This window comes from Prauserella sediminis, from assembly GCF_014195435.1.
Lineage (GTDB): Bacteria > Actinomycetota > Actinomycetes > Mycobacteriales > Pseudonocardiaceae > Prauserella > Prauserella salsuginis.
The window spans coordinates 1,635,535-1,655,005 of record NZ_JACIBS010000001.1 but is presented as its reverse complement, the minus strand read 5'-3'; the positions used below and the strand labels follow the sequence as shown (position 1 = coordinate 1,655,005).

Here is a 19,471-nt window from a genome sequence, read left to right as displayed (position 1 = left end):
GGTCACACCACTCCAGAGCTGCGTAGTTCGGTGATCTCGTCGGTGTCGTAGCCGAGGTCGGCCAGCAGTTCGTCCGTGTGCTCACCGAGCAGTGGCGGCGCACTGTCCGGGGCGGCTGCCTGCCCGTTCACCTGCACCCCGCTGCCCAGCACGCGCACGGTGCCGGAGTCGCCGCCGGGGAACGGCAGTTCGTGCACCAGTTCGCGCTCGTGGACCTGGTCCAGTTCGAGGACCTCCGGTACGCCGAGCACCCGTGCCGCCGGAATCCCGGCGGCGGACAACGCCTGCTCCCAGTACTCCGCGGGTTTCGTCCGCAGGCCACGCTCGACCTCCTCGCGGAGCACCTCGCGGTTGGCCTTGCGGTCCTCGCGTGCGGCGAATCTCGGGTCGGCGCTCAGTTCCGGACGGCCGATCTCGACGCACAACGCCTCGAACTGCTCCTGTTTGTTCGCGGCGATGTTCAGGAATCCGTCGGCGGTCCCGAACGTGCCGGACGGCGCTGCGGTGGCGTTCTCGTTTCCCATCGGCCGTGGCTCGACACCGGCGATCAGATAGTTCGACATCGCCCAGCCCATCGCGGTCATCGCGGTGTCCATCATGGACAGATCGAGGCACGTCCCTTCGCCGGTGCGTTCCGCGTTCGAGAGCGCGGCACACACCGCGAACGCCGCCGTCATCCCGCCGAGGGTGTCCGAGATGGGGTATCCGGCACGCAGCGGCGCGGTGTCGGTGGTGCCCGTGGTGCTCATCATTCCGGACAGCCCCTGGATGATCTGGTCGTAGGCGGGGCGGTCGGCCATCGGGCCGTGCTGGCCGAAGCCGGAGATGGCGCAGTAGACGAGCCGCGGGTTGAGTTCACGCAGCCGGTCCCAGTCGAATCCGAGCCGCGCGAGGACGCCGGGCCGGAAGTTCTCCAGTACCACCGCGCTGCCCCGGACGAGGTCGGCGAAGATCTCCTTGCCCTCGGCGCTCTTGAGATTCAGCGTCAGTGACCGCTTTCCGCCGTTCTGGGCGAGGAACGACGTGCCCAGGCGCGCCTGGTTCAGTTCGGCGTCCGCTCCGAGCTGCCGCGCCAGATCGCCGCTGCCCGGCGTCTCGACCTTGACGACGTCCGCCCCGAAGAGGGCGAGCTGGTAGCTGGCGTACGGCCCCGCGAGCACGTTCGTCAGGTCCAGTACCCGCACGCCGTGCAACAGTCCGCCGGTCATGCCCGTCCTCCGATGCCGATCCGCGAGATGCGGCTCGCCGCGTCCCGAACCTTCCCCTCGAAGTCCGCGACCGCCTCGGCAGTGAAGCGCGGCGTGGGCCCTCCGAGCGCCAGTGCGGCGAGGACGGCACCGTCGTCGCCGACGACCGGGGCGGCCAGCCCGGAGGCCCCGACCTCCCGCTCGCCGTGGCTGACGGCGCTGCCGCGGGCCGCAACCTCGGCGAGCTCGGCCCGGAGTTGGTCGATCGTCCGCCCGTGGGGGTCGAGCGCGAGGACCGCCGCGAGCGACCGCTCGTCCGCCCCGCTCAGCAACACCTTGCTCGCCGCCCCGCCCCACAGCGGCAGCTCGTCACCGACACGCACGATGTGCCGGACGCTGCGTCTGCCCTCCTGTTGCTCCACGCAGATCCTGGTCGTACCGGAACGCACGTAGAGGTTCACGGTCTCACCGCAGGCGTCGGACAGTTCGCGCATCACGTGGCGCGCCTGTTCCGGTACCCGCCATGCGGTCTGCGCGAGGCTGGCCCAGCGCAGCAGGCCAGGACCCGCCGAGATCCGCCCCTGTTCGCCGGACCAGAGCAGGCCCCGTTGCTGCAGGGTGTCGACGAGCCGGAGCACCGTGGTCTTGGCCAGGCCGCTCGTCTCGGTCAGTTCCCGCACGGTCCAGGTGGCGTGGTCCTCGGTGAACAGCGCAAGCAGATCCAGCGCGCGCACCACACTGCGGACCGGCGAGGCCTGTGCATTGTCTCCTGCGGCGCCGCCGGCCGGGGGGTCGTCGGTGGTGGGCACGCGAAATCAACTCCTGCACGGACATTGTCGCGGACGTGGTCGGGCTCTATAGTAGCGCACGGTCCGCACTGTGGTCATAAAAGACCGTCTAGTGGACCACGGAAGATGGACCGCGAAAAACGGTCCGCGGACTGGACCGCTGACGCGCCCGACGACGTACGCGAAGGAGCACCATGACCGCGAGTGCCTCCCCGGAGAGCGCGAAACCCGAGCGGCGAGCGATGAGACCACTGACTCGCGTCGTGGCGGCCGTCGCCACCGTCGCACTCGTCGGCGTTGCCGTGGTCGACGTCATGAGCAGCGCGGAGGCCGGTTCCGGACCCAGGGATCGGCTGAACATCACGGTGCCCGCCGCACCCGGTGGTGGCTGGGACAGCGTCGGCAGGGAGATCCAGTCCGTTGTGGACAGCAATGGCTACGTGAACACGACCGAGGTGCTGAACGTGCCGGGCGCGGGCGGTGCCATCGGGCTCGCTCGGGTCGTCAACCAGTCCGGCAGGGGTGACACGCTCATGATGACCGGCACGGTCATGATGGGCTCGATCGCGGCGACAGGTACTCCCCACGACCTCACCGACGTGACCCCGATCGCGCGGCTGGCCAACGACTACGGCGTCGTCGTCGTGCCCGCGAACTCGCCGATCAAGGATCTCGACGACCTCCTTCAACGCTGGCGCGACGATCCCCGATCGGTGGCGGTCGGCGGCGGCTCCGTCGGCGGAACCGATCACCTGCTCGCGGGCATGCTCATGGACGAGGCGGGGGCCGACCCCGGCGGGCTGAACTACATCCCGTACGCGGGTGGCGGCGAGGCCGTGGCGGGTCTGCTCAACGGCAGCCTCGACGTCGGCGTGTCCGGGTACGACGAGTTCGCGGCCCAGATCGAGAGCGGCGAGGTGCGTGCGCTCGGACTGTCGGCCGCCGAACCGGTGGACGGCATCGACATCCCGACGTTCCGGCAACAGAACGTCGACGTCGAGCTGGCGAACTGGCGCGGTGTCGTCGCCCCGCCCGGGCTGTCCGACGGGCAACGTCGCGAGCTGGAAACCCTGCTCGAACAGGTCCACGGGACCGAGCAGTGGCAGGACACGCTCGACACGCAGGAATGGCAGGACACGTTCCTCACCGGCGAGCCGTTCGAGCGGTTCGTCGAACGCGAGACCGCCCGCATCACCGAGATCAGCAAGGAGCTGGGGCTGGCATGACGACCTCGACAACCCAGCGGCCCGCTGCCCGCGGCCGCAAACCACGCGGTGAGTTGATCGTCGCCGGTACGGTCGCGGTCATCGGCGTCGTCGTGCTCACGCGCACGGTGACGATGGACGTCCCGGACAACGGTGCGTTCCTCGGCCCGCAGTTCTTCCCGTACGTCGTCGCCGCCCTGCTGCTGGTGCTGAGCGCACTGCTCGTCCTGCAGCACGTAAGCAGGGAGCCCGTCGACGCGGGCGACACGGATGACGGCGACATGGACGCGGGCGACACGGACGACGGTGACACGGACGACGGTGACACGGACGACGGTGACACGGAGGCCGGCGACGGTGCGGCAGAGCGGAGGCTCGGCGGTCCGTCCGAATCGGACGCGCCGCCCCCGATCGACTGGAAACCGTTCGGGATGGTGGCCGCGACACTGGTGCTGCACGTGGTGTTGCTCGAACCGCTGGGCTGGCTGATCGCCGGTGCGGGGCTGTTCTTCGGCGTCTCCTACGCGCTCGGTGGCCGCAACGTGCTGCGCGACATCGGGGTGGCGTTCGTGATGTCGGCTGTGGCCCAACTGGCGTTCTCCGCGGGACTGGGCATGGCGCTGCCCGCAGGGATTCTCGGGGCGGTGGTCTGAGTGGAAACCCTGTCACTGCTCGGTAACGGCTTCGCCGAAGCGCTCACGCCGGAGAACCTGCTGTGGTGCCTGATCGGCGTGATTCTCGGAACCGCGGTCGGAGTGCTGCCCGGCCTCGGCACCGCCATGGCGGTCGCGCTGCTCGTGCCGCTGACCTTCACGCTCGACCCCACGGGCGCGTTCATCATGTTCGCGGGTGTCTACTTCGGAGGGCAGTTCGGCGGTGCGACGACGGCGATCCTGCTGAACACCCCCGGCCAGAGCTCCTCGATGGTCACCGCTTTCGAAGGCTTCCCGATGGCCAAGAACGGCCGGGCACCGCAGGGACTCGCCGCCGCGGTGATCGGATCGTTCGTCGCCAGCATCATCGCGGTGACGCTGGTCGTGTTCTTCTCCCCGGTGATGGTGGACCTCGCGGTCAGCTTCGGTCCTGCCGACTTCTTCGCACTGGCGATCTTCGCCTTCGTCGCTACGGCGGCGATCGTTTCCGGCAACAAACTGCGCGGTCTCACCTCGCTGGGACTCGGGTTGACGATCGCGCTCGTCGGCATCGACGAACAGTCCGGTGCGGTGCGCTTCACCTTCGGTTCCCCGCAGCTGCTCGACGGCATCAGCATCGTGGTCGTGACCGTCGGCCTGCTGGCCATCGGTGAGGTGCTGCACGTGGCGTCGACCGCGGGCAGGACCCCCGCCACGCAGACGATCACGCCGGGACGGCCGTGGATGTCGCGCCGTGACTGGGGGCGCTCGTGGCGGCCGTGGTTGCGCGGAACGGCCCTCGGCGTCCCGTTCGGCATCATCCCGGCAGGCGGCTCCGAGATCCCGACGTTCCTGTCCTACGGAGCGGAGCGCAACCTCGCGAAACGCCGCGGCGACAGCGAGTTCGGCAGGGGCGCGATCGAAGGCGTCGCCGGTCCCGAAGCGGCCAACAACGCCACCACGGCCACGTCCCTGGTGCCGTTGCTCGGCCTGGGGCTGCCGACGTCGGCTACCGCCGCGATCATGCTCGGTGCCTTCCAGCAGTACGGCATGCAGCCGGGTCCGCTCCTGTTCACCGAGGAGTCGGACCTGATCTGGGCGCTGCTGGCGAGTCTGTTCATCGGCAGCGTGATCCTGCTGCTGATCAACCTGCCGTTCGCGCCGGTCTGGGCCAAGCTGTTGCGCATCCCGCGCAACTACCTCTACGCCGGCATCGTCGTGTTCGCCACGCTCGGCGTGTACACGGCGAAGAGTTCGATCGTCGACGTCGTGTTGCTGTACGTGGTCGGAGCGCTCGGTTTCCTGTTGCGGCGTTACGGATTCCCGATCGCACCCGTGTTGATCGGCGTGATCCTGGGCCCGTTGGCGGAAACCGAACTGCGTCGTGCCATGGCGATCGGACAAGGGGATGTCGGACTACTGTTCGCGAGTCCCATCGCGTTGGTGCTGTACGGGTTGCTCGTGGTGGCACTGCTCGCGGGGCCGGCGGTCAAGCGCGTGCGCAGGCGGCAGCGCGTGGCGAGTTAGTCCCCGGTGACCCGGCTGGTCGGCTGGGCGGGTGCTCGGCCCTCGTCCGTGCTCGATCCGGGCCGGCCCCGGTCAGTCCGGATTCGACGCAGCCGTCCGGAATGTCAGCTCCAGCCCCGCGGCCGCGGTGTCACGGTCGACGACCGTCGTGGTGTGCCAGCCGCGGGGACCGGTGCGCAGGGTGGCCCGCATTCGCGGCAATCGCCGCAGATGCCGGGCGAACGAGCCCTTGCGCACCACGCGGCCCCTGGCGCGCTGCCCGGCCGCCGCGTCGGCTGGCGGGCAGTCGACCCACAGGAAGTGCCGCGGCCGCCGGCTCAGCACGCCGAGCGAGACCAACCACGCGCGCGTCGGCACCCCGGTCGCCGGATCGTGAACCACGACCGCGCCCCGCCGCCGCAGGATGACGGCGCTGACCGCCAACCGGTGCACCAGGTGCACCGCCGGTCGGTAGTAGGAGTACGGCGTGCCGGCAGGCAGCAGTGCCGCGAACCGGTCGCGGGTTCTGTCCGAATCGAGCATGACGAGCGGAGTGTCCGATTCGATGCTGCGCAACAATGTGCTCTTGCCCGAACCCGGCAGTCCGGCAACGACTATCAGGGCTCTCGGTTCGATCGCCATCCGCAGCACGTGCCGTCAACGCCCCCGGGTGATCGAACGTTCCGCGGCATCGGCATTCACGAGTCCCGCACGGTACAGGGCGCCGGGGTGACGTCGATTCCGGAGCGGGGCGCCGCGATCGGGGCCGCGGTGCGTGCCGGTGGGTGGCGTTCCGATGAAGTCGTCGGCGGTGGTGCGGGGAGTAGGTGTCGGCAGTGGCGTGGAGCCGCGATCGTGCAGGCGTGGAGCCGCGACGGTCAGCGGAGCGGGTACTGCGGTCCGTGGTGGTGCTGCGTGCCGTTCGGCGGCTGTTGGTCGTACGGCGGATGCGGGGGCTGCGGTGGATGTTGGGGCTGCGACGGATGCGGGGGCTGCGGTGGATGTTGGGGCTGCGGCGGGTGCTGCGGTGACGCGGCACGCGGCGTTTGCATCGGTGACGGAGCCTGGGTGGGCGCGGGCTGCCAGTGCCCGCCCTGCGTCCGGCCGGCTCGGCGAGCCGTCACCACGGTCGTCGGGTTGAGACCGGCGGCGGCCTCGTCGAGTGTGATGCGCTTCTTCCTGGTGAACGCGGTCGCCGACCAGAATCCGCCGCCGACGACCATCGCCGCGCCACCGCCGGTGAGCAGCCAGCCGGTGAGGGTGTTCTCCTCGGACTGGGCCTCGTAGCCGCGTTCATCGGTGGTCTCGCCGTGGCGGGTCTCCTCGCAGACCTCGCCCTGTTCCATGACCTGTCCGCCGCACGTGACGTCGTCGTCGTTCAGCGCGACGAACCCGCCGGCGATCATTCCCACGCCGACGACCGCGACGCCCACGGCCTGCACGCGTTCCTTGATCACCCGTGCGTTGACGTACCGCGTGTAGCGCGCATGAGCATTCAACGCCGAATCCTTCCTCGCCGGGTCGCATGAGGCAGCGGCAGGATCGTGCGATCGGCCCGTGGTCCCGCGGTGGTTCTCCGGTGGTGCCGTCGGGGTACTCGACGACGCCCGGAGTGTCGGTGCGGGCTGTTAGGTTCGCTGTCCTTCGAACTATGGGAGCTGACATGGGCTGCGGGAGCTAATGTGGGCAAGGTCGCCTGGGGATTCACGTGTTCGATCGACGGGTTCATCGCAGGGCCCGGACACGACATGAGCTGGATGTCGGCCGCGGAACCGCTGGCCGAGGGTGCGGTCGAACGGATGGCGGGCGAGGTCGCCGTGATCATCTCCGGCCGCGACGGTTACGACGCCGCACAGGCTCAGCGAGGCGAACGGGACGAGCTCACGTCCGAGCCCTACGGCGGCGCGTGGTCCGGCACCGAGTTCGTCCTCACCCACCGGCCGGAGGAGCTCGCCGACGACCCGAACGTCACCGCCATGAACTGCGACGTCGTGGAGGCGATCCGCAGGGCGCAGGAGATCGCGGGCGAGGCCGACATCCAGATCATCAGTGCCGACATCGCCAGGCAGGCACTGGAGCACGACCTCGTCGACGAGCTGCAGGTCTTCGTGGCGCCGGTGTTCCTCGGTGACGGCGTGCGGATCTTCGACGTACCCGGCGGCCGCAGGGTCGACTGGGAACTCGTCGACGTCCACGACGACAGCCCGCGTAGCTTCGGCCGCGTCTACCGCCCGAAACGCCCGTCGGCCGGGTCGTGACGCGGGCTCACGTGGCGGCCCTCTCGGGCCCGAGGAACGGCAGCAGGTCCGGGTGTGTGCCGCGGGCTTCCGGCAGCGTGTTGCGGTGCAGGTCGTTCATCTGCCGGTTCGAATGCGCGGACCTTCATGTGGCCGCCCCTCATGTCGGGCCTTCGAGTCGCTCGGCGTGGCGGGTGTTGATGTCGGTCAACGCGGCTGCGATGCGTACCAGCAGTGCGGCCTCGGCGGGCGAGAGCTCGCCGAGTGCCGCCGTCGCGTCCGCGCGGACAGCGTCCCAGGTGGAGGCGCGCAGCCGGCCGTGGCCGGTCGAGACGCGTAGTACGTAGCCGCGACGATCCGCCTCGTCGGTCTGCCGGACGACGAAGCCGCAGCGGACCAGCCGGTCGGCGACCTTGGTGATGGCCGCCGGGCTGAGCCTGCTCCGCTCGGCAAGGTGTTGCGGCCGCATCGGCCCCTCGCGCTCGAGTATCTCCAGGCAGCGCAGATCGTTGCGCCCGATTCCGTACCGCTCGGCGACCCGCTCGAGCAGCACGTCGTGCGAGGCGTGCAGGGCGCGCAGCGCATCCAGGACCGCCGGGCCCGCGACGTCCGGTTCCGACGACTGCCCTGTCGGAACGGTCCCGGCCGCTGCGCTCACCCCGCCTGTCTCGGCCGGCTCCGAGGCCGGTGCCCTCGAGTTCCGTTCCGCTGCGTCCGCCATTCCCGAAATACTACACGATGTGTAATATTCACGCCGTGAAACAACTGAGGTGGTCGGTTGTCGCCACGGGGCTGTACGTGCTCTGGGGTGTGCTCCACGTCGGTCTCGGAGTGTCGATGCTGGCCGGAGCCGGTCTCCTCGCGCCGGCCGCGGAGGCGGCTGCCGAGAGTGCGATGTTCTTCGCGTGCGCCGTCGTGCTCGGCTGTCAGGCCATCGCGGTCGCGATCACGATGAACCGGACGAACAGCCGACGGGGGTACTGGCTGAACCTGCTCGTACTCGGGGCCGTCGACGCGATCTTCATTCCGGTCATGGTCGTCCCGGGGCACGTCGATCCGCTGGGAGGTCTGTCCGGTCCGCTCGTGTGGCTGGCTGCCGCCGCCGCGTCGACCGTTGCACTGCTGCGCGAGCCGATCACCCGCTGAGGGTCACCTGTTTTGGGCTTCCAGCTCGGGTGGTCATTTGCCGTAGTGGTAGCGACAGGCGGCGATGCGGATCTCGTCGCCGATGACCTTGTAGACGAGGCGGTGTTCATCGGTGATACGTCGCGACCAGTATCCCTGGAAGCCGTGTTTCAAGGCTTCCGGTTTGCCGATTCCCTCGTTTCCGTTGCGCGCGATGTCTTGGATGAGCGTATTGATTCGCTTGAGGACCTTGCGGTCCTCGGTTTGCCACCACAGGTAGTCCGCCCATGCGGACTCGTCCCATACGAACTTCATTCGACGAGGTCGTGCGGCTCGCCGCCGCCGGACTCGAGTCGCTCGATGGCCGTGACCAGCCTGCGGGCATTCTCCGGGCTTCGGAGCAGGTAAGCGGTCTCCTTCAGCGACTCGTAGTCGTCGAGCGACACCATCACGACAGGCTCGTGGCCTGCGCGTGTGATGACGACCTCCTCGCGGTCGTCGACCACGGAGTCGAGAGTCTCGGCGTACTTCGCTCGAGACTCGGAGTAGCTCATCGTTCGCATCGGTAACCTCCCGAACCTGTACGGAAAATTGTACGCCTGTCGGCCGGGTGGTCAACCTCGGAGGCGGCAGTCTTTCGCTAACCTCGGCGTAGACGACGGCAGGTGGAGGTTCGGCGGCTCATGAGTGGTGATCGGCTCGCGGCGTTCGGGTACGAACTCGGCGTGCTCAAGCGCATCCGCCGTGCCGGTTGGTGGCAGGCGGGTGTGCGGGACCCGGAGTCCGTCGCCGAGCACACGATGCGCGTCGCCCAGCTCGCGGGCCTGCTCGCCACGGAGGAGGGTGCGAACCCGGAACGTGCCGCCTACCTCGCACTGTGGCACGACACGCAGGAGACCCGCACCGGCGACCTGCCCCACTCGGCGAAACCGTACGTCGACAAGCCGGACCCGCGGCGGATCACCGCCGACCAGACGTCCGCACTGCCGCAGCCCGCCCGTGACAGCGTGCGCGGCGCCGTCGACGAGTACGAGAACGCGGCCAGCGCCGAAGCCCGTTGCGCCCGCGACGCCGACAAGCTCGAAATGTTGCTCCAGGCCGTCGAATACCGTCACATCGGTGTCGCAGGCACCGGCGAGTGGATCGACAGTGCCCAGCGGACCCTGACCACGACCACAGCCCGCCGGGTCGCCGAAGCCGCGCTCACCCTGTCGCCGCTGGCGTGGCGCGAGTGACGAGCCCGCGGGCCGCCCGCGAAACCTGAGTAGTTTCACTCGCCCCGATCGCGGGGTTTCCCTGAAGCCCGGGCGCCCGTGGTCGCGACATCGTGGACGCATGGTCACAGCGCAGCGCCCGGCACGATCCCGACGCCGACACGGTGGGCGGTCGCTTCGCTGAATCCGTGGCCCGGTTCGAGGGGGAATCACGAGGGGGAGGAACCGGGCCGCGGGGACCGGAGGGGAACAGAGGGGGAGCAGTGGAAGAGGCCTCGTGCGCCGCACGGGGCCTCTTCTCATTGTCCTTCACATCGATGTCCTCCACGTCGATCACGGGGTGTCTTCGAGCGAACCGGTACTCCCCGCGCTCGCCGTCGGACCCGGGACCAGGGCTTCCAACTGCGCCCGAAGTGTCGCCCGGATGACATCCGGCCCGAACTCGCTGTGCGGGGTGACCGCCTCGACGGTCATGCCGCTGATCAGTGCCGCCAATCGGGCGCTCTCCGTTCCGGGAGCACGCACACCGAGCGCCTGCAATGCCATCTGCAGTACATCGGCGAGGTCCGTTCCCATGCGTTCCGCCATCTCGTGGAACACAGGTCTGGTCCGGGACGCCATCACGAGTTCGACCACGACGATCGTTTCGTCGCGCCGCTGCTCGTCGAGTGGCAGTACCTCTTCGATGAGCGCCTGAACCGCATCGAGGGCATCGGAGCCTCGCAACTCCCCGAGCTGTTCGACCGGATGTTTCGCGAGCCGTCGGGCCATCCGGTCGCCTGCCTCCTGTGCGGCCGCGGCGAGCAGGTCGAGGTGCCCGTCGAAGTAGTGGCGGACCGAACCGATGTTGAGCCCGGCCTCCTCGGCGACCTTGCGCAGCGACAACCCTTCCAGCCCGGCCGCGACGACGATGCGGAACGCGGCCTCGATCACCTGTCGGCGCCTGTGTTCGGGCTCGATCCGTGGCGGCATGGTCAGGTCCCTTTCCGTTCGGCTGTCGGCTCGTCCCAGACGGCAGCCACGCTTTCGCCGACCGTCCCGTCGGAACCGAAGACGAGGAAACGATCGAAGTCGCGGGCGAACCAGCGGTCATGGGTCACGGCGATCACCGTGCCTGCGAACGCGTCCAGCGCCTGCTGCAGCGCTTCGGCCGAAACGAGATCGAGATTGTCCGTCGGCTCGTCCAGCAGCAGCATCGTCGCCCCGCCCAGTTCGAGCAGCAGGATCTGGACCCTGGCCTGCTGGCCTCCCGAAAGCGCGTCGAAGCGCTGCTCGGCAGCCCTGGCGAGTTCGTAGCGGGCGAGCGCTCTGGCCGCGTCCTCCCGTGGCATTCCCGCACGGTGTTCGTCACCGCGATGCAGAATGTCGAGCAGGCTCCGCCCCACGAGATCCGGCCGCCCCCGGTTCTGCGCGAACCAGCCGGGCCGGACGCGCGCGCCCAGCCGTGCCGAACCGCTGTGTTGCACCGGATCGATCGCCATGCCGCTCACCGGCGCATGCCCCGGCTCCGGGTTGGTGCCGCCCGCGGCGAGTAGCCGGAGGAAGTGCGACTTGCCGGAGCCGTTCGAACCGAGCGCCGCGACACGGTCGCCGTACCGGACCTCCACGTCGAACGGACGCGTCAGACCGGTCAGCTCCAGGCTTTCGCATACGAGCGCCCGTTTTCCGGTCCGGCCGCCGCGCAACCGCATTGCCAGCTGCTGCTCCCGAGGATTCTGCTGAGGTGGTCCGGCCTGCTCGAACCGTTCCAACCGCGTCTGCGCCGCCCGGTACCGGGAGGCCATGTCCGAGTTGTAGGCGGCCTTCTGCTTGTACAACCGCACCAGGGAGCGCAGCTTCTCCCGCTCCTCGTCCCAGCGCCGCCGGAGTTCCTCCAGGCGTTCGAAACGGTTCGCGCGGGCCCGGTGATAGTCGGTGAAGCCGCTCCCGTGCAGCCAGGTCGTGTTGCCTGCTGTACCGAGCTCGAGCGTCACGATGCCGGTGGCGGTCCGTGCCAGCAGCTCGCGGTCGTGGCTGACGAAGAGCACGCCCTTGTCGGTCTCGGACAGTCGTTGTTCGAGCCACCGCTTACCCGGCACGTCGAGCGAGTTGTCGGGCTCGTCGAGCAGCAGCAGTTCGTCGGGCCCTCTGAGCAGCGCTTCCAGGACGAGCCGTTTCTGCTCCCCACCGGAGAGCGTGTCCACCGGTCGATCCCGGGCCTCGTCGAACGACAGTCCGAGCGCTGTCGTCGTGCAGACGTCCCACAACACCTCGGAGTCGTAGCCGCCCGCATCGCCCCAGGTGGTGAGCGCCGACGCGAATGTCAGCTGGGTGTCCGTGGTGTCCCGTTCGGTCATCCTGGCTTCGGCGCGCGCCAGCCGCTCGGACGCGTGTCTGATCGAGGGTGGGGAGACGGACAGCAACAGCTCCCGCACGGTCGTTCCGGTCACGAACTGGCGCATCACGCCGAGCCGGCCTTCGCGGGCGACCGCTCCGGTATCAGGGGCGAGCTCGCCAGTGATGATCTTTAGCAGCGTGCTCTTGCCCGCTCCGTTCGCCCCGATCAGCGCGATCCGCTCGCCGGAGCCGAGATGCAGCGTGGCATCGCTCAGTAGCGGCCTGCCGTCGGGGAGCGAGTAGCCCACGGCTGCGACGTCGAGATGAGCCATGACTCGAAATTATCACAGCTGTGATAAATGCAGGTCGCACGCGGGTGATGTGACGGGCGGTGCCGGAAACCGGGGTGAACGAAGGTCCGGAGACGTGAATCAGCCCGGGTGAAACGAGGCTCACATCGGAAGAGTTCGGCACGAGAGGGTCCGGCTACGGGGAGGTCCCGCACGTGGAGGTTCGAGCACGAGAAGAGGCCCCCGTGCACTGCACGAGGGCCTCTTCGGTGGAGCGGACGACGGGACTCGAACCCGCGACCCTCACCTTGGCAAGGTGATGCGCTACCAGCTGCGCTACGTCCGCATGTGTGGAGTCCGCATGTGGACTTGTCCACTTGATGAAGTTCTCGGTGTATTCGGTTCCGGCGTGCCTTCCCCGTTACGCCCCAGAACTTTACACGTTGGCGTCAGGGGGTTGGCAGAGGGGTGACGTAACGGCTCCACTCTCCGTATCGTGTTCAACATTCAACTGGTGCCTGCGCGTGGCGAGGGGGTCCGGGCAGGCCTTAGGGGGTGGCTGGCTGAATGGAACGCACGGTGTCCGCGACCGACGAGGCGATGCTGCTCGAGCGGCTACGACAAGGTGAGGAAGACGCGTTCGGGGAGTTGTTCGAACTCCATGTGGCTTCGGTCCGGCGGCTCGCCCGCGGGCTGGCACGGGACGGGTCCGAGGCCGAGGACATCACCGCGGAGACGTTCTTCCGGGTGCTGCAGGCGGTCCGCCGTGGCAACGGCCCGAAGGACAACGTCCGTGCATACCTGCTGACCGTCGCGCGCCGCGTGACGTGGGAGTGGCAGGCCGCGCGCCGCGACGTCCCGGTCAGCGACGACGAGCTGACGACCCGCGTCGGCGCGGGTGCGGACACGCAGAGCTCCACCGCCGAGGCGTCACTGATCACGCGTGCGTTCTCGAGCCTGCCCGAGCGGTGGCGCACGGTGCTGTGGCAGACCGAGGTCGAAGGGGTGCAGCCGGCGAACGTCGCGCCCGAGTTCGGTCTCAGCCCCAACGCGACGGCCGCGCTCGCCCGCCGCGCGCGGATCGGGCTGCGCGCCGCGTACCTGCAAGCCCACCTCGCGACCGGGCGCAGCGACAACGGCTGCCGCACGATCGTCGAGAAGCTCGGCGGATACACCGCGGGCAGCGTCACCGGCGCCGAGGCGCGCAAGGTCAAGACACACCTGGCGGCGTGCTCGTCGTGCCGCGCGACGCACGACGAGCTGCGCGACGTGTGCTCCTCGCTGCGTTCGCACGCCGGCGTGCTGGTACTGCTCGTGCCAGCGGCCGGGGTCGTCGCTAACTGGGGCGGCACCGGAGCGGCCTCGGGGGCCGTGTCCTCGGTGGCGGGGTCCGCGGCCGGAGCCGGGTCGACGGCGGGCGCGGTATCCGGCACCGCAGGCGGTCTCGCTGCGCTGAGCGGCCACGTGAAGGTCGGGCTCGCGGTTGCCTCGACGGTCGCGGTCGGCGCGGCGGGAGTTGCCGGCGTCGCCGGGCTTCCCGAAGGGGACGAACGCCAGGTGATCGGACTGCACGGTGGGTCACGCGGCGGCCTGCAGCTCGTCGAACCCGCACCGGCCGCCCCCGACGTCGACCGCATGGCCGAGCACGACGGCGCTGCGAACCGTGGTCCTGCGAACCGTGGCGCTGCCGAACCTGACGCTGCCGAACGTGACGGCGCTGCGCACCGTGGCGAGTTCGGATCCGGGGCCGACCGCGAACGTGCGCCGATGGCCGACACCGACTACACCGTGCCCGCAGCCGATTCCGGGGACTCACCGCGGAGCCGCGACGCTGCGCAGCCCCGGCGTCCGGCGCAGTCCGGGCCCCGCGGCGACCGTGGGAACGAACCGCAGGGGCGCAGCGGTGCATCCAAGGACAGCGGCCGACCCGGGGGCAACGGCGCATCCGAGGGGGCCGCCCGTTCCGACGGCGAGGCGAACACCGCCGACCGGGCCGGAGGCGACACCGCGCGCTCCGACCTGGGCGTGCGCGCAAAAGCCGACCGGGACCGCGCCGACCGGGGCCGCAACGCCGGCCCACCTCGGAAGCAGGCCAGGTCCGGCGGTAACGCTCCGGTGGCGAAGCGGCTGGCGCAGGCGTGGGCCGAGAAGGTCAAGGAGTCTCAGCGGGACCGTGGCGTCGGGTTCGGCCGGCCGACCGAACGTCCAGGAGTCCGCAGCGCCCAGGAGCCCGCGCCGCGCGCCGACCGCGGCAACACCGACCGCGCCAACACAGACCACGGCAACACCGACCGCGGTGACGCTGGCCGTGGCAATGCCGGCAACCACGTCGACAGCCGAGCCGACAACAGTGCGGGCAACAGTGCCGGCAACCGCGCCGACCGCGGTGGGGACGACCGGTCAGGCGGCTTCGACCACCGGCTTTCGAAGTCGGAGCCGGACCACCAAGGCCGGAAACCGGCCGCCGCCCACTTCCGCGGAGAGTGACACTCCCGGTAACGTCTGTTACCGACAGACACCGGCGCTTCCGGAGTCCGGAACTCCCGGACTCCGGCACGTGGAGACACAGGAACTGTCACGGACAGGAACACCGGCGGGCTGCGGAGGAACGTGATGAACCGGCTGGTCCGAGGAAACGACGGCCGGGAATGGGTCATCCGGGCGCACATGGAGTGGCGTCAACCGGCGACCGCCGACGACTTCGAACACGACGCCGCCGCCAACTACACGCCGGGCGTCATGATGGCGGGCGTGGCATTCGCGCTGGCGGGAGCACTGCTGCTGACGATGCCGGACCGCCTGGTCATCCCGCAGTTCGTGCCGTACGGGCTGTTGCTGGTCGCACTGTTCTTCCCGCTCCGATGGGTGCTGCGCAGGCCGTGGACGGTCGTTGCCGAAACCGACGGCGACCCGGCCGGTGACCACCCGTCCGAACGCTGGGTCGGCACGGTCAGCGGCGTGTTCAACATCGGCGGCGAGGTGAAGCGCATCGCCAAGTCGATCTCCCAATACGACCTACCGGACTTCGAGGGTCCGCTGCATCCCGTGGAGTAGCCGCCGTGCCCGAGTTACCCGAGGTCGAAGCGCTCGCACACCATCTGCGCGAGCACGCGGTCGGCCGCGCGGTGACTCGGATCGACGTGGTGTCGCTGAGCGTGCTCAAAACCGTCACGCCCGCCTACACGGATCTGCGGGGACGTGAGGTCACCGGTGCGGGGCGCCACGGTAAGCACCTCGACCTCGAGTGCGGCGACCTGCACCTGATCGTCCACCTCGCCCGCGCGGGCTGGCTGCGGTGGTCCGACGACCTTCCGGCGAAGCCGCCCCGGCCGAGTGGCAAGAACCCGCTGGCCCTGCGCACGCACCTGTCCGCCGACGAGTCCGGCGGCGAGTCGAACGCCGCGCCGAGGCACGTGGGATTCGACCTCACCGAGGCGGGCACCAAGAAGGGCCTCGCCGCGTGGATCGTCGCCGACCCTGCCGACGTGCCGAGCATCGCCGCGCTCGGGCCCGACGCGCTGGAGCTGGACCGCGACCGCCTGGAATCCCTGCTCACCGGCGAGACGCGCCGCATCAAGACCGTGCTGACCGACCAGAAGACGATCGCCGGCATCGGCAACGCCTACTCCGACGAGATCCTGCACACCGCGCGGCTGTCGCCGTACGCGACACCGGCCAGGCTCACCTCCGAGGACCTCGATGCGCTGTTCGACGCCCTGCACGGCGTGCTCACCGCCGCCGTGACGCGTTCCGTCGGCCAGGACGCTGCGCGGTTGAAGGGCGAGAAACGGTCCGGGCTGCGCGTGCACGGGCGCACGGGCCTGCCGTGCCCGGTGTGCGGCGACACCGTGCGTGAGGTGTCCTTCGCCGACAAGGCGTTCCAGTACTGCGCGACGTGCCAGACCGGCGGCAAACCACTCGCCGATCGGCGGTTGTCACGGCTCGTCAAGTGAGTATGTCGCCCACGTGGCCCATGACGCGCCGTGTCGAATCGGATACGCGAAGTACTCTTGCGGGCCTTGCCACCGGGCCGGTGACCCTCCAGCATTGACGCCGTGTCCGAGCAGCTGACCGTGCCGATCGTCCTGGGGGCGATCATTGCGCTGCTGGTGATCGCGCTCGCGGTCGTGCTGCTCAAGCGGCGCAAACCGACCAGCGCGATCGATGACGCCGTGCTCGAGGCCGTGTACGTCATGGCGAAGGCCCCGCTCGAACTCCGGGAGGGACTCGACCAGGCCGCGGCCGAGAAACTGACCAGCCGGTTGCTGCAGCTGCTCAAAGGCGTCGCCGTGGGCATCACCGACGGTGAGGGCACGCTGCTGGCCTGGGACGGCGAGGCCAACGACCACTACGTCGACCTGGTCGACACCATCGGCACCTGCATCCGCAAACACCGTCGCGAGGTCGTCTCGCACGACAAGATGCCGTGCAACCACCGCGGCACCTGCAAAATGCGCACCGCCGTTCTCGTGCCGCTCATCGTGGAGGGTGAGACCGACGCGGTGCTGATCGTCGTCGGCAAGACCCGTGGCAAGCGCATCGTGCAGATGGCCGACGCGGTCGCGCGGTTCGTCGGCACGCAGCTCGAAGCGGCGCGGCTCGAGGACACCAAACATCAGCTGCACCAGGCCGAGATCAAGGCGCTGCGGGCGCAGATCTCGCCGCACTTCGTCTACAACGCGCTGAACACGATCTCCTCGCTCATCCGCACCGACCCCGAAGAGGCGCGGGAACTGCTGCAGGACTTCGCCGACTTCACGCGCTACTGCTTCCGCACCGAGGGCACGTTCACGACGCTGTCGGACGAGCTGCGCAACATCGACCGTTACCTGACCATCGAGAGCGCGCGGTACGGCGGCAGGCTCGGCGTGCGGCTGAAGATCGCACCCGAGGTGCAGTCGGTCGTCGTGCCGTTCCTGCTGATCCAGCCGCTGGTCGAGAACGCCGTCAAGCACGGCATCGCCAACAAGCCCGGCGGCGGCACCGTGACCGTGACCGCGCAGGACTACGGCACCGAGGCCGAGATCAGCGTCGAGGACGACGGCGTCGGCATGGACCCGAAGCAGCTCGACGGCATGCGCGACTCGCGTTCCAGCGCGCACATCGGGCTGACCGGCATCAACCGCCGGATGAGCCAGGTGTTCGGCAACCGCTACTCGCTGATCGTCGAGACCGCGCCCGGCGCGGGCATGAAGGTGACGATGCGGGTGCCGAAGTTCGTCCGCGGCGTGCGGCCGGACATGTTGAAGTTCGCCACCGAGGGCAGCGCGGACGACGAGGCACTGCTGGCCGCGCCGGACGGTGCAGCCGGGCAGGGCGGTGCGGCCGGGCAGGGCGGGAACGGACAGACCGCGGTGGCCTCGGGCACCGGCGGTGCCGGTGCCCAGACCCCGAGTGGTGCCGGCGTCCCGACTGCAGGCGCGGGTGCCGGTACGTCGATGGCCGGTGCCGCGGGTTCCGGTTCCGCGGGCTCCGGCTCTGCGACCGCCGGATATTCGCATCCGCAGCAGGCACATGCCGAGGTGTCGCGTGCCGAGTCGCCGAGTGCGGATCCTGCGGGCGCGGGCGCGTCCGGCGCCGCTGCACCGCCGCCGTCGGCACCCGCGCAGCGCGGACCGGGACGAACCGGCCCGCCACCGGCGGGATCGCCGGCGGCAGGACCCCCCGGCGCGCCCGGCCAGCCCGGTGGGGCTCCGGGGCGACGCGGTTCGACCCATCCCGGGATGACCCCGGCGGCCGCACCGCAAGCACCACAAGCACTGCAGACGGCGCAGGCACCGCAGCGCCCGTCGACACAGCAGCCTCCGTCGACGCAGCAGCCCCCTGCCGCGCCTCCCGCGGAGGCGTCTCCCGCCGCGCAGGGATCGCGGCAGACGTCCTCGCAGCCTTCGCGCAGACCGGTCGCACGGGAGGCGTCGGAGGCCAAGCAGGCCGCGCGCGCCGCGCAGGCGGCAGCCCGCGGTGGCAAGAGCGGCGGCCGGCAGCGGCGGGCCGACGACGAACCCGAACCACCGTCAGGGCAGCGGTCCGGCTGAGCACGGCGCCGAGATCGACCCGTCCGGGTTTCGCCGGCCACCCGGCGGGCCGCTCGTGGCTACGGTGGGGAGCATGGCAAAGAGAGGGCTGGCGGGTCGGATTCCCGTCGTAGGGGACCGGATCGAGCGCAGGGACTCCGATGTCGTCGCAGTCGTGAAGCTGCACGGCATCATCACGCAGCACGCATCACCGGTCGGCAGGGGAGTGTTGAACCTCTCGACCGTTGAATCGGCGCTGACCAGGGCTTTTAGTCACGACAACCTCAAGGCCGTCGCGCTGCAGATCAACTCGCCGGGCGGTGCGCCCACCCAGTCGGGCCTGATCGCCGAGCGCATCCGGCAACTGGCCGACGAGAAGGGCGTGCCCGTGATCGCGTTCTGCGAGGACGTCGCCGCTTCCGGCGGCTACTGGCTCGCCTGCGCCGCGGACGAGATCGTCGCGCACCGCACGTCGCAGGTCGGTTCGATCGGTGTGATCAGCGGCGGGTTCGGGTTCACCGGGCTCATCGACCGACTCGGCATCGAGCGCCGCCTGCACACCGCGGGACAGAACAAGGCGAGGCTCGACCCGTTCAGCCCGGAGAAGGACGAGGACGTCGAGTGGCTCAAGGGCGTGCACGACGACCTGCACGGCCTGTTCACCGAGTGGGTTCGTGAGCGTCGCGGCAGCCGTCTTGCGGCGGAGCAGGACCTGTTCACCGGCGACGTGTGGCTCGGTCAGCGCGCCGCCGACCTCGGCCTCGTCGACCGCGTGGGCAACCTGCGCGACGTGGTGTCGGAGCGCTACCCGGATGCCGAGGTCGTGGTGGCCGAGCCGAAGAAGTCGCTGGCCGCGCGGCTGGGGCTGGGCGCACCCGCGGCGGCGGTGCTGTCGGCGCTCGAACACCGCGCCGCATGGTCACGTTTCGGCCTATGACACCGAGTTTCGCCCGGAGC

The 19,471-nt window shown here is 69.8% G+C and carries 19 protein-coding genes, 1 tRNA gene and 1 pseudogene; 11 read left to right on the top strand and 10 right to left on the bottom strand.

Features of this window, described 5'->3' with window-relative positions; all coding sequences use genetic code 11:
* Positions 1-2 precede the first annotated feature (2 nt).
* Together FB384_RS07475 and FB384_RS27285 are read right to left on the bottom strand one after the other, a co-directional pair.
* On the bottom strand, positions 3-1,208 hold the full coding sequence (locus tag FB384_RS07475; RefSeq protein ID WP_183780686.1) for a CaiB/BaiF CoA transferase family protein: 1,206 nt from the start codon (positions 1,206-1,208) through the stop codon (positions 3-5).
* Positions 1,205-1,996, bottom strand: coding sequence for an IclR family transcriptional regulator (locus FB384_RS27285; RefSeq protein ID WP_183780682.1), 792 nt, complete (start codon positions 1,994-1,996; stop codon positions 1,205-1,207). The genes FB384_RS07475 and FB384_RS27285 overlap by 4 nt, the downstream gene beginning before the upstream one ends.
* Before the next feature lie 173 nt (positions 1,997-2,169).
* Between FB384_RS27285 and FB384_RS07465 the strand changes: the two genes are divergently transcribed.
* From FB384_RS07465 to FB384_RS07455, 3 genes are read left to right on the top strand one after another with little or no spacing between them, the layout of a single operon-like run.
* Entirely contained in the window at positions 2,170-3,201 is a 1,032-nt protein-coding gene (locus FB384_RS07465) for a Bug family tripartite tricarboxylate transporter substrate binding protein (protein ID WP_183780679.1), read from the top strand.
* A complete protein-coding gene (locus FB384_RS07460) occupies positions 3,198-3,833 on the top strand; it encodes a tripartite tricarboxylate transporter TctB family protein (protein WP_183780675.1) in 636 nt (211 codons plus the stop codon). The genes FB384_RS07465 and FB384_RS07460 overlap by 4 nt, the downstream gene beginning before the upstream one ends.
* Positions 3,834-5,339, top strand: a complete 1,506-nt coding sequence (locus tag FB384_RS07455; RefSeq protein ID WP_183780671.1) for a tripartite tricarboxylate transporter permease — start codon at positions 3,834-3,836, stop codon at positions 5,337-5,339.
* A 72-nt stretch (positions 5,340-5,411) separates the two neighbouring features.
* On the opposite strand, the gene FB384_RS07450 is transcribed toward FB384_RS07455, so the two are convergent.
* Complete coding sequence (locus tag FB384_RS07450) at positions 5,412-5,960, bottom strand: AAA family ATPase (protein WP_183780668.1); 549 nt, start codon at positions 5,958-5,960, stop codon at positions 5,412-5,414.
* A 236-nt stretch (positions 5,961-6,196) separates the two neighbouring features.
* Positions 6,197-6,817 (bottom strand): hypothetical protein, encoded by a 621-nt coding sequence (locus FB384_RS07445; RefSeq protein ID WP_183780665.1) that lies wholly within the window; start codon positions 6,815-6,817, stop codon positions 6,197-6,199.
* A 183-nt stretch (positions 6,818-7,000) separates the two neighbouring features.
* On the opposite strand from FB384_RS07445, the gene FB384_RS07440 reads away from it, so the two are divergent.
* On the top strand, positions 7,001-7,576 hold the full coding sequence (locus FB384_RS07440; RefSeq protein WP_183780663.1) for a dihydrofolate reductase family protein: 576 nt from the start codon (positions 7,001-7,003) through the stop codon (positions 7,574-7,576).
* 139 nt (positions 7,577-7,715) lie between these two features.
* Here FB384_RS07440 and FB384_RS07435 read toward each other — a convergent pair whose 3' ends face one another.
* Entirely contained in the window at positions 7,716-8,276 is a 561-nt protein-coding gene (locus tag FB384_RS07435) for a MarR family winged helix-turn-helix transcriptional regulator (protein WP_183780659.1), read from the bottom strand.
* 35 nt (positions 8,277-8,311) lie between these two features.
* Between FB384_RS07435 and FB384_RS07430 the strand changes: the two genes are divergently transcribed.
* Entirely contained in the window at positions 8,312-8,701 is a 390-nt protein-coding gene (locus FB384_RS07430; RefSeq protein WP_221212664.1) for a hypothetical protein, read from the top strand.
* Between the two features lie 33 nt (positions 8,702-8,734).
* Here the strand turns inward: FB384_RS07430 and FB384_RS07425 are convergent, their stop codons facing one another.
* On the bottom strand, positions 8,735-8,995 hold the full coding sequence (locus FB384_RS07425; RefSeq protein ID WP_183780654.1) for a Txe/YoeB family addiction module toxin: 261 nt from the start codon (positions 8,993-8,995) through the stop codon (positions 8,735-8,737).
* Entirely contained in the window at positions 8,992-9,243 is a 252-nt protein-coding gene (locus FB384_RS07420; RefSeq protein WP_183780651.1) for a type II toxin-antitoxin system Phd/YefM family antitoxin, read from the bottom strand. Before FB384_RS07420 ends, FB384_RS07425 begins: the two co-directional genes overlap by 4 nt.
* Before the next feature lie 120 nt (positions 9,244-9,363).
* On the opposite strand from FB384_RS07420, the gene FB384_RS07415 reads away from it, so the two are divergent.
* Positions 9,364-9,915, top strand: a complete 552-nt coding sequence (locus FB384_RS07415; RefSeq protein WP_183780648.1) for an HD domain-containing protein — start codon at positions 9,364-9,366, stop codon at positions 9,913-9,915.
* A gap of 312 nt (positions 9,916-10,227) precedes the next feature.
* Here FB384_RS07415 and FB384_RS07410 read toward each other — a convergent pair whose 3' ends face one another.
* From FB384_RS07410 to FB384_RS07400, 3 genes are all read right to left on the bottom strand, one after another.
* Complete coding sequence (locus FB384_RS07410) at positions 10,228-10,866, bottom strand: TetR/AcrR family transcriptional regulator (protein ID WP_183780645.1); 639 nt, start codon at positions 10,864-10,866, stop codon at positions 10,228-10,230.
* Positions 10,867-10,868: 2 nt separating this feature from the next.
* The gene (locus FB384_RS07405; RefSeq protein ID WP_183780642.1) at positions 10,869-12,542 is read right to left on the bottom strand and encodes an ABC-F family ATP-binding cassette domain-containing protein; all 1,674 of its coding nucleotides are present in this window, start codon (positions 12,540-12,542) and stop codon (positions 10,869-10,871) included.
* Between the two features lie 228 nt (positions 12,543-12,770).
* A tRNA-Gly gene (locus FB384_RS07400) sits at positions 12,771-12,846 on the bottom strand.
* A 221-nt stretch (positions 12,847-13,067) separates the two neighbouring features.
* Between FB384_RS07400 and FB384_RS07395 the strand changes: the two genes are divergently transcribed.
* The 5 genes and pseudogenes from FB384_RS07395 (at position 13,068) to FB384_RS07375 (ending at position 19,451) form a co-directional block, all read left to right on the top strand.
* Positions 13,068-14,987: a sigma-70 family RNA polymerase sigma factor gene (locus tag FB384_RS07395; RefSeq protein ID WP_183780639.1), complete on the top strand. Its 1,920-nt coding sequence runs from the start codon at positions 13,068-13,070 to the stop codon at positions 14,985-14,987.
* Positions 14,988-15,113: 126 nt separating this feature from the next.
* On the top strand, positions 15,114-15,554 hold the full coding sequence (locus FB384_RS07390) for a DUF983 domain-containing protein (RefSeq protein ID WP_183780636.1): 441 nt from the start codon (positions 15,114-15,116) through the stop codon (positions 15,552-15,554).
* 5 nt (positions 15,555-15,559) lie between these two features.
* Positions 15,560-16,453: an Fpg/Nei family DNA glycosylase gene (locus FB384_RS07385; protein WP_183780632.1), complete on the top strand. Its 894-nt coding sequence runs from the start codon at positions 15,560-15,562 to the stop codon at positions 16,451-16,453.
* A gap of 93 nt (positions 16,454-16,546) precedes the next feature.
* A pseudogene (locus tag FB384_RS07380) lies at positions 16,547-17,809 on the top strand (sensor histidine kinase); the annotation flags it as partial.
* A gap of 799 nt (positions 17,810-18,608) precedes the next feature.
* Positions 18,609-19,451 carry a S49 family peptidase gene (locus FB384_RS07375; protein WP_183780629.1) on the top strand — a complete coding sequence of 281 codons (843 nt, stop codon included), beginning with the start codon at positions 18,609-18,611 and terminating at the stop codon, positions 19,449-19,451.
* Positions 19,452-19,471: the final 20 nt, after the last annotated feature.

What these genes read in the sequence shown, in the direction of transcription:
- FB384_RS07425 (WP_183780654.1), bottom strand. Translation starts at nt 8,995, where the DNA reads ATGAAGTTCGTATGGGACGAGTCCGCATGGGCGGACTACCTGTGGTGG.
- FB384_RS07375 (WP_183780629.1), top strand. Translation starts at nt 18,609, where the DNA reads ATGGCAAAGAGAGGGCTGGCGGGTCGGATTCCCGTCGTAGGGGACCGG.
- FB384_RS07390 (WP_183780636.1), top strand. Translation starts at nt 15,114, where the DNA reads ATGAACCGGCTGGTCCGAGGAAACGACGGCCGGGAATGGGTCATCCGG.
- FB384_RS07465 (WP_183780679.1), top strand. Translation starts at nt 2,170, where the DNA reads ATGACCGCGAGTGCCTCCCCGGAGAGCGCGAAACCCGAGCGGCGAGCG.
- FB384_RS07450 (WP_183780668.1), bottom strand. Translation starts at nt 5,960, where the DNA reads ATGGCGATCGAACCGAGAGCCCTGATAGTCGTTGCCGGACTGCCGGGT.
- FB384_RS07475 (WP_183780686.1), bottom strand. Translation starts at nt 1,208, where the DNA reads ATGACCGGCGGACTGTTGCACGGCGTGCGGGTACTGGACCTGACGAAC.
- FB384_RS07410 (WP_183780645.1), bottom strand. Translation starts at nt 10,866, where the DNA reads ATGCCGCCACGGATCGAGCCCGAACACAGGCGCCGACAGGTGATCGAG.
- FB384_RS07435 (WP_183780659.1), bottom strand. Translation starts at nt 8,276, where the DNA reads ATGGCGGACGCAGCGGAACGGAACTCGAGGGCACCGGCCTCGGAGCCG.
- FB384_RS07405 (WP_183780642.1), bottom strand. Translation starts at nt 12,542, where the DNA reads ATGGCTCATCTCGACGTCGCAGCCGTGGGCTACTCGCTCCCCGACGGC.
- FB384_RS07415 (WP_183780648.1), top strand. Translation starts at nt 9,364, where the DNA reads ATGAGTGGTGATCGGCTCGCGGCGTTCGGGTACGAACTCGGCGTGCTC.
- FB384_RS07395 (WP_183780639.1), top strand. Translation starts at nt 13,068, where the DNA reads ATGGAACGCACGGTGTCCGCGACCGACGAGGCGATGCTGCTCGAGCGG.
- FB384_RS07460 (WP_183780675.1), top strand. Translation starts at nt 3,198, where the DNA reads ATGACGACCTCGACAACCCAGCGGCCCGCTGCCCGCGGCCGCAAACCA.
- FB384_RS07420 (WP_183780651.1), bottom strand. Translation starts at nt 9,243, where the DNA reads ATGCGAACGATGAGCTACTCCGAGTCTCGAGCGAAGTACGCCGAGACT.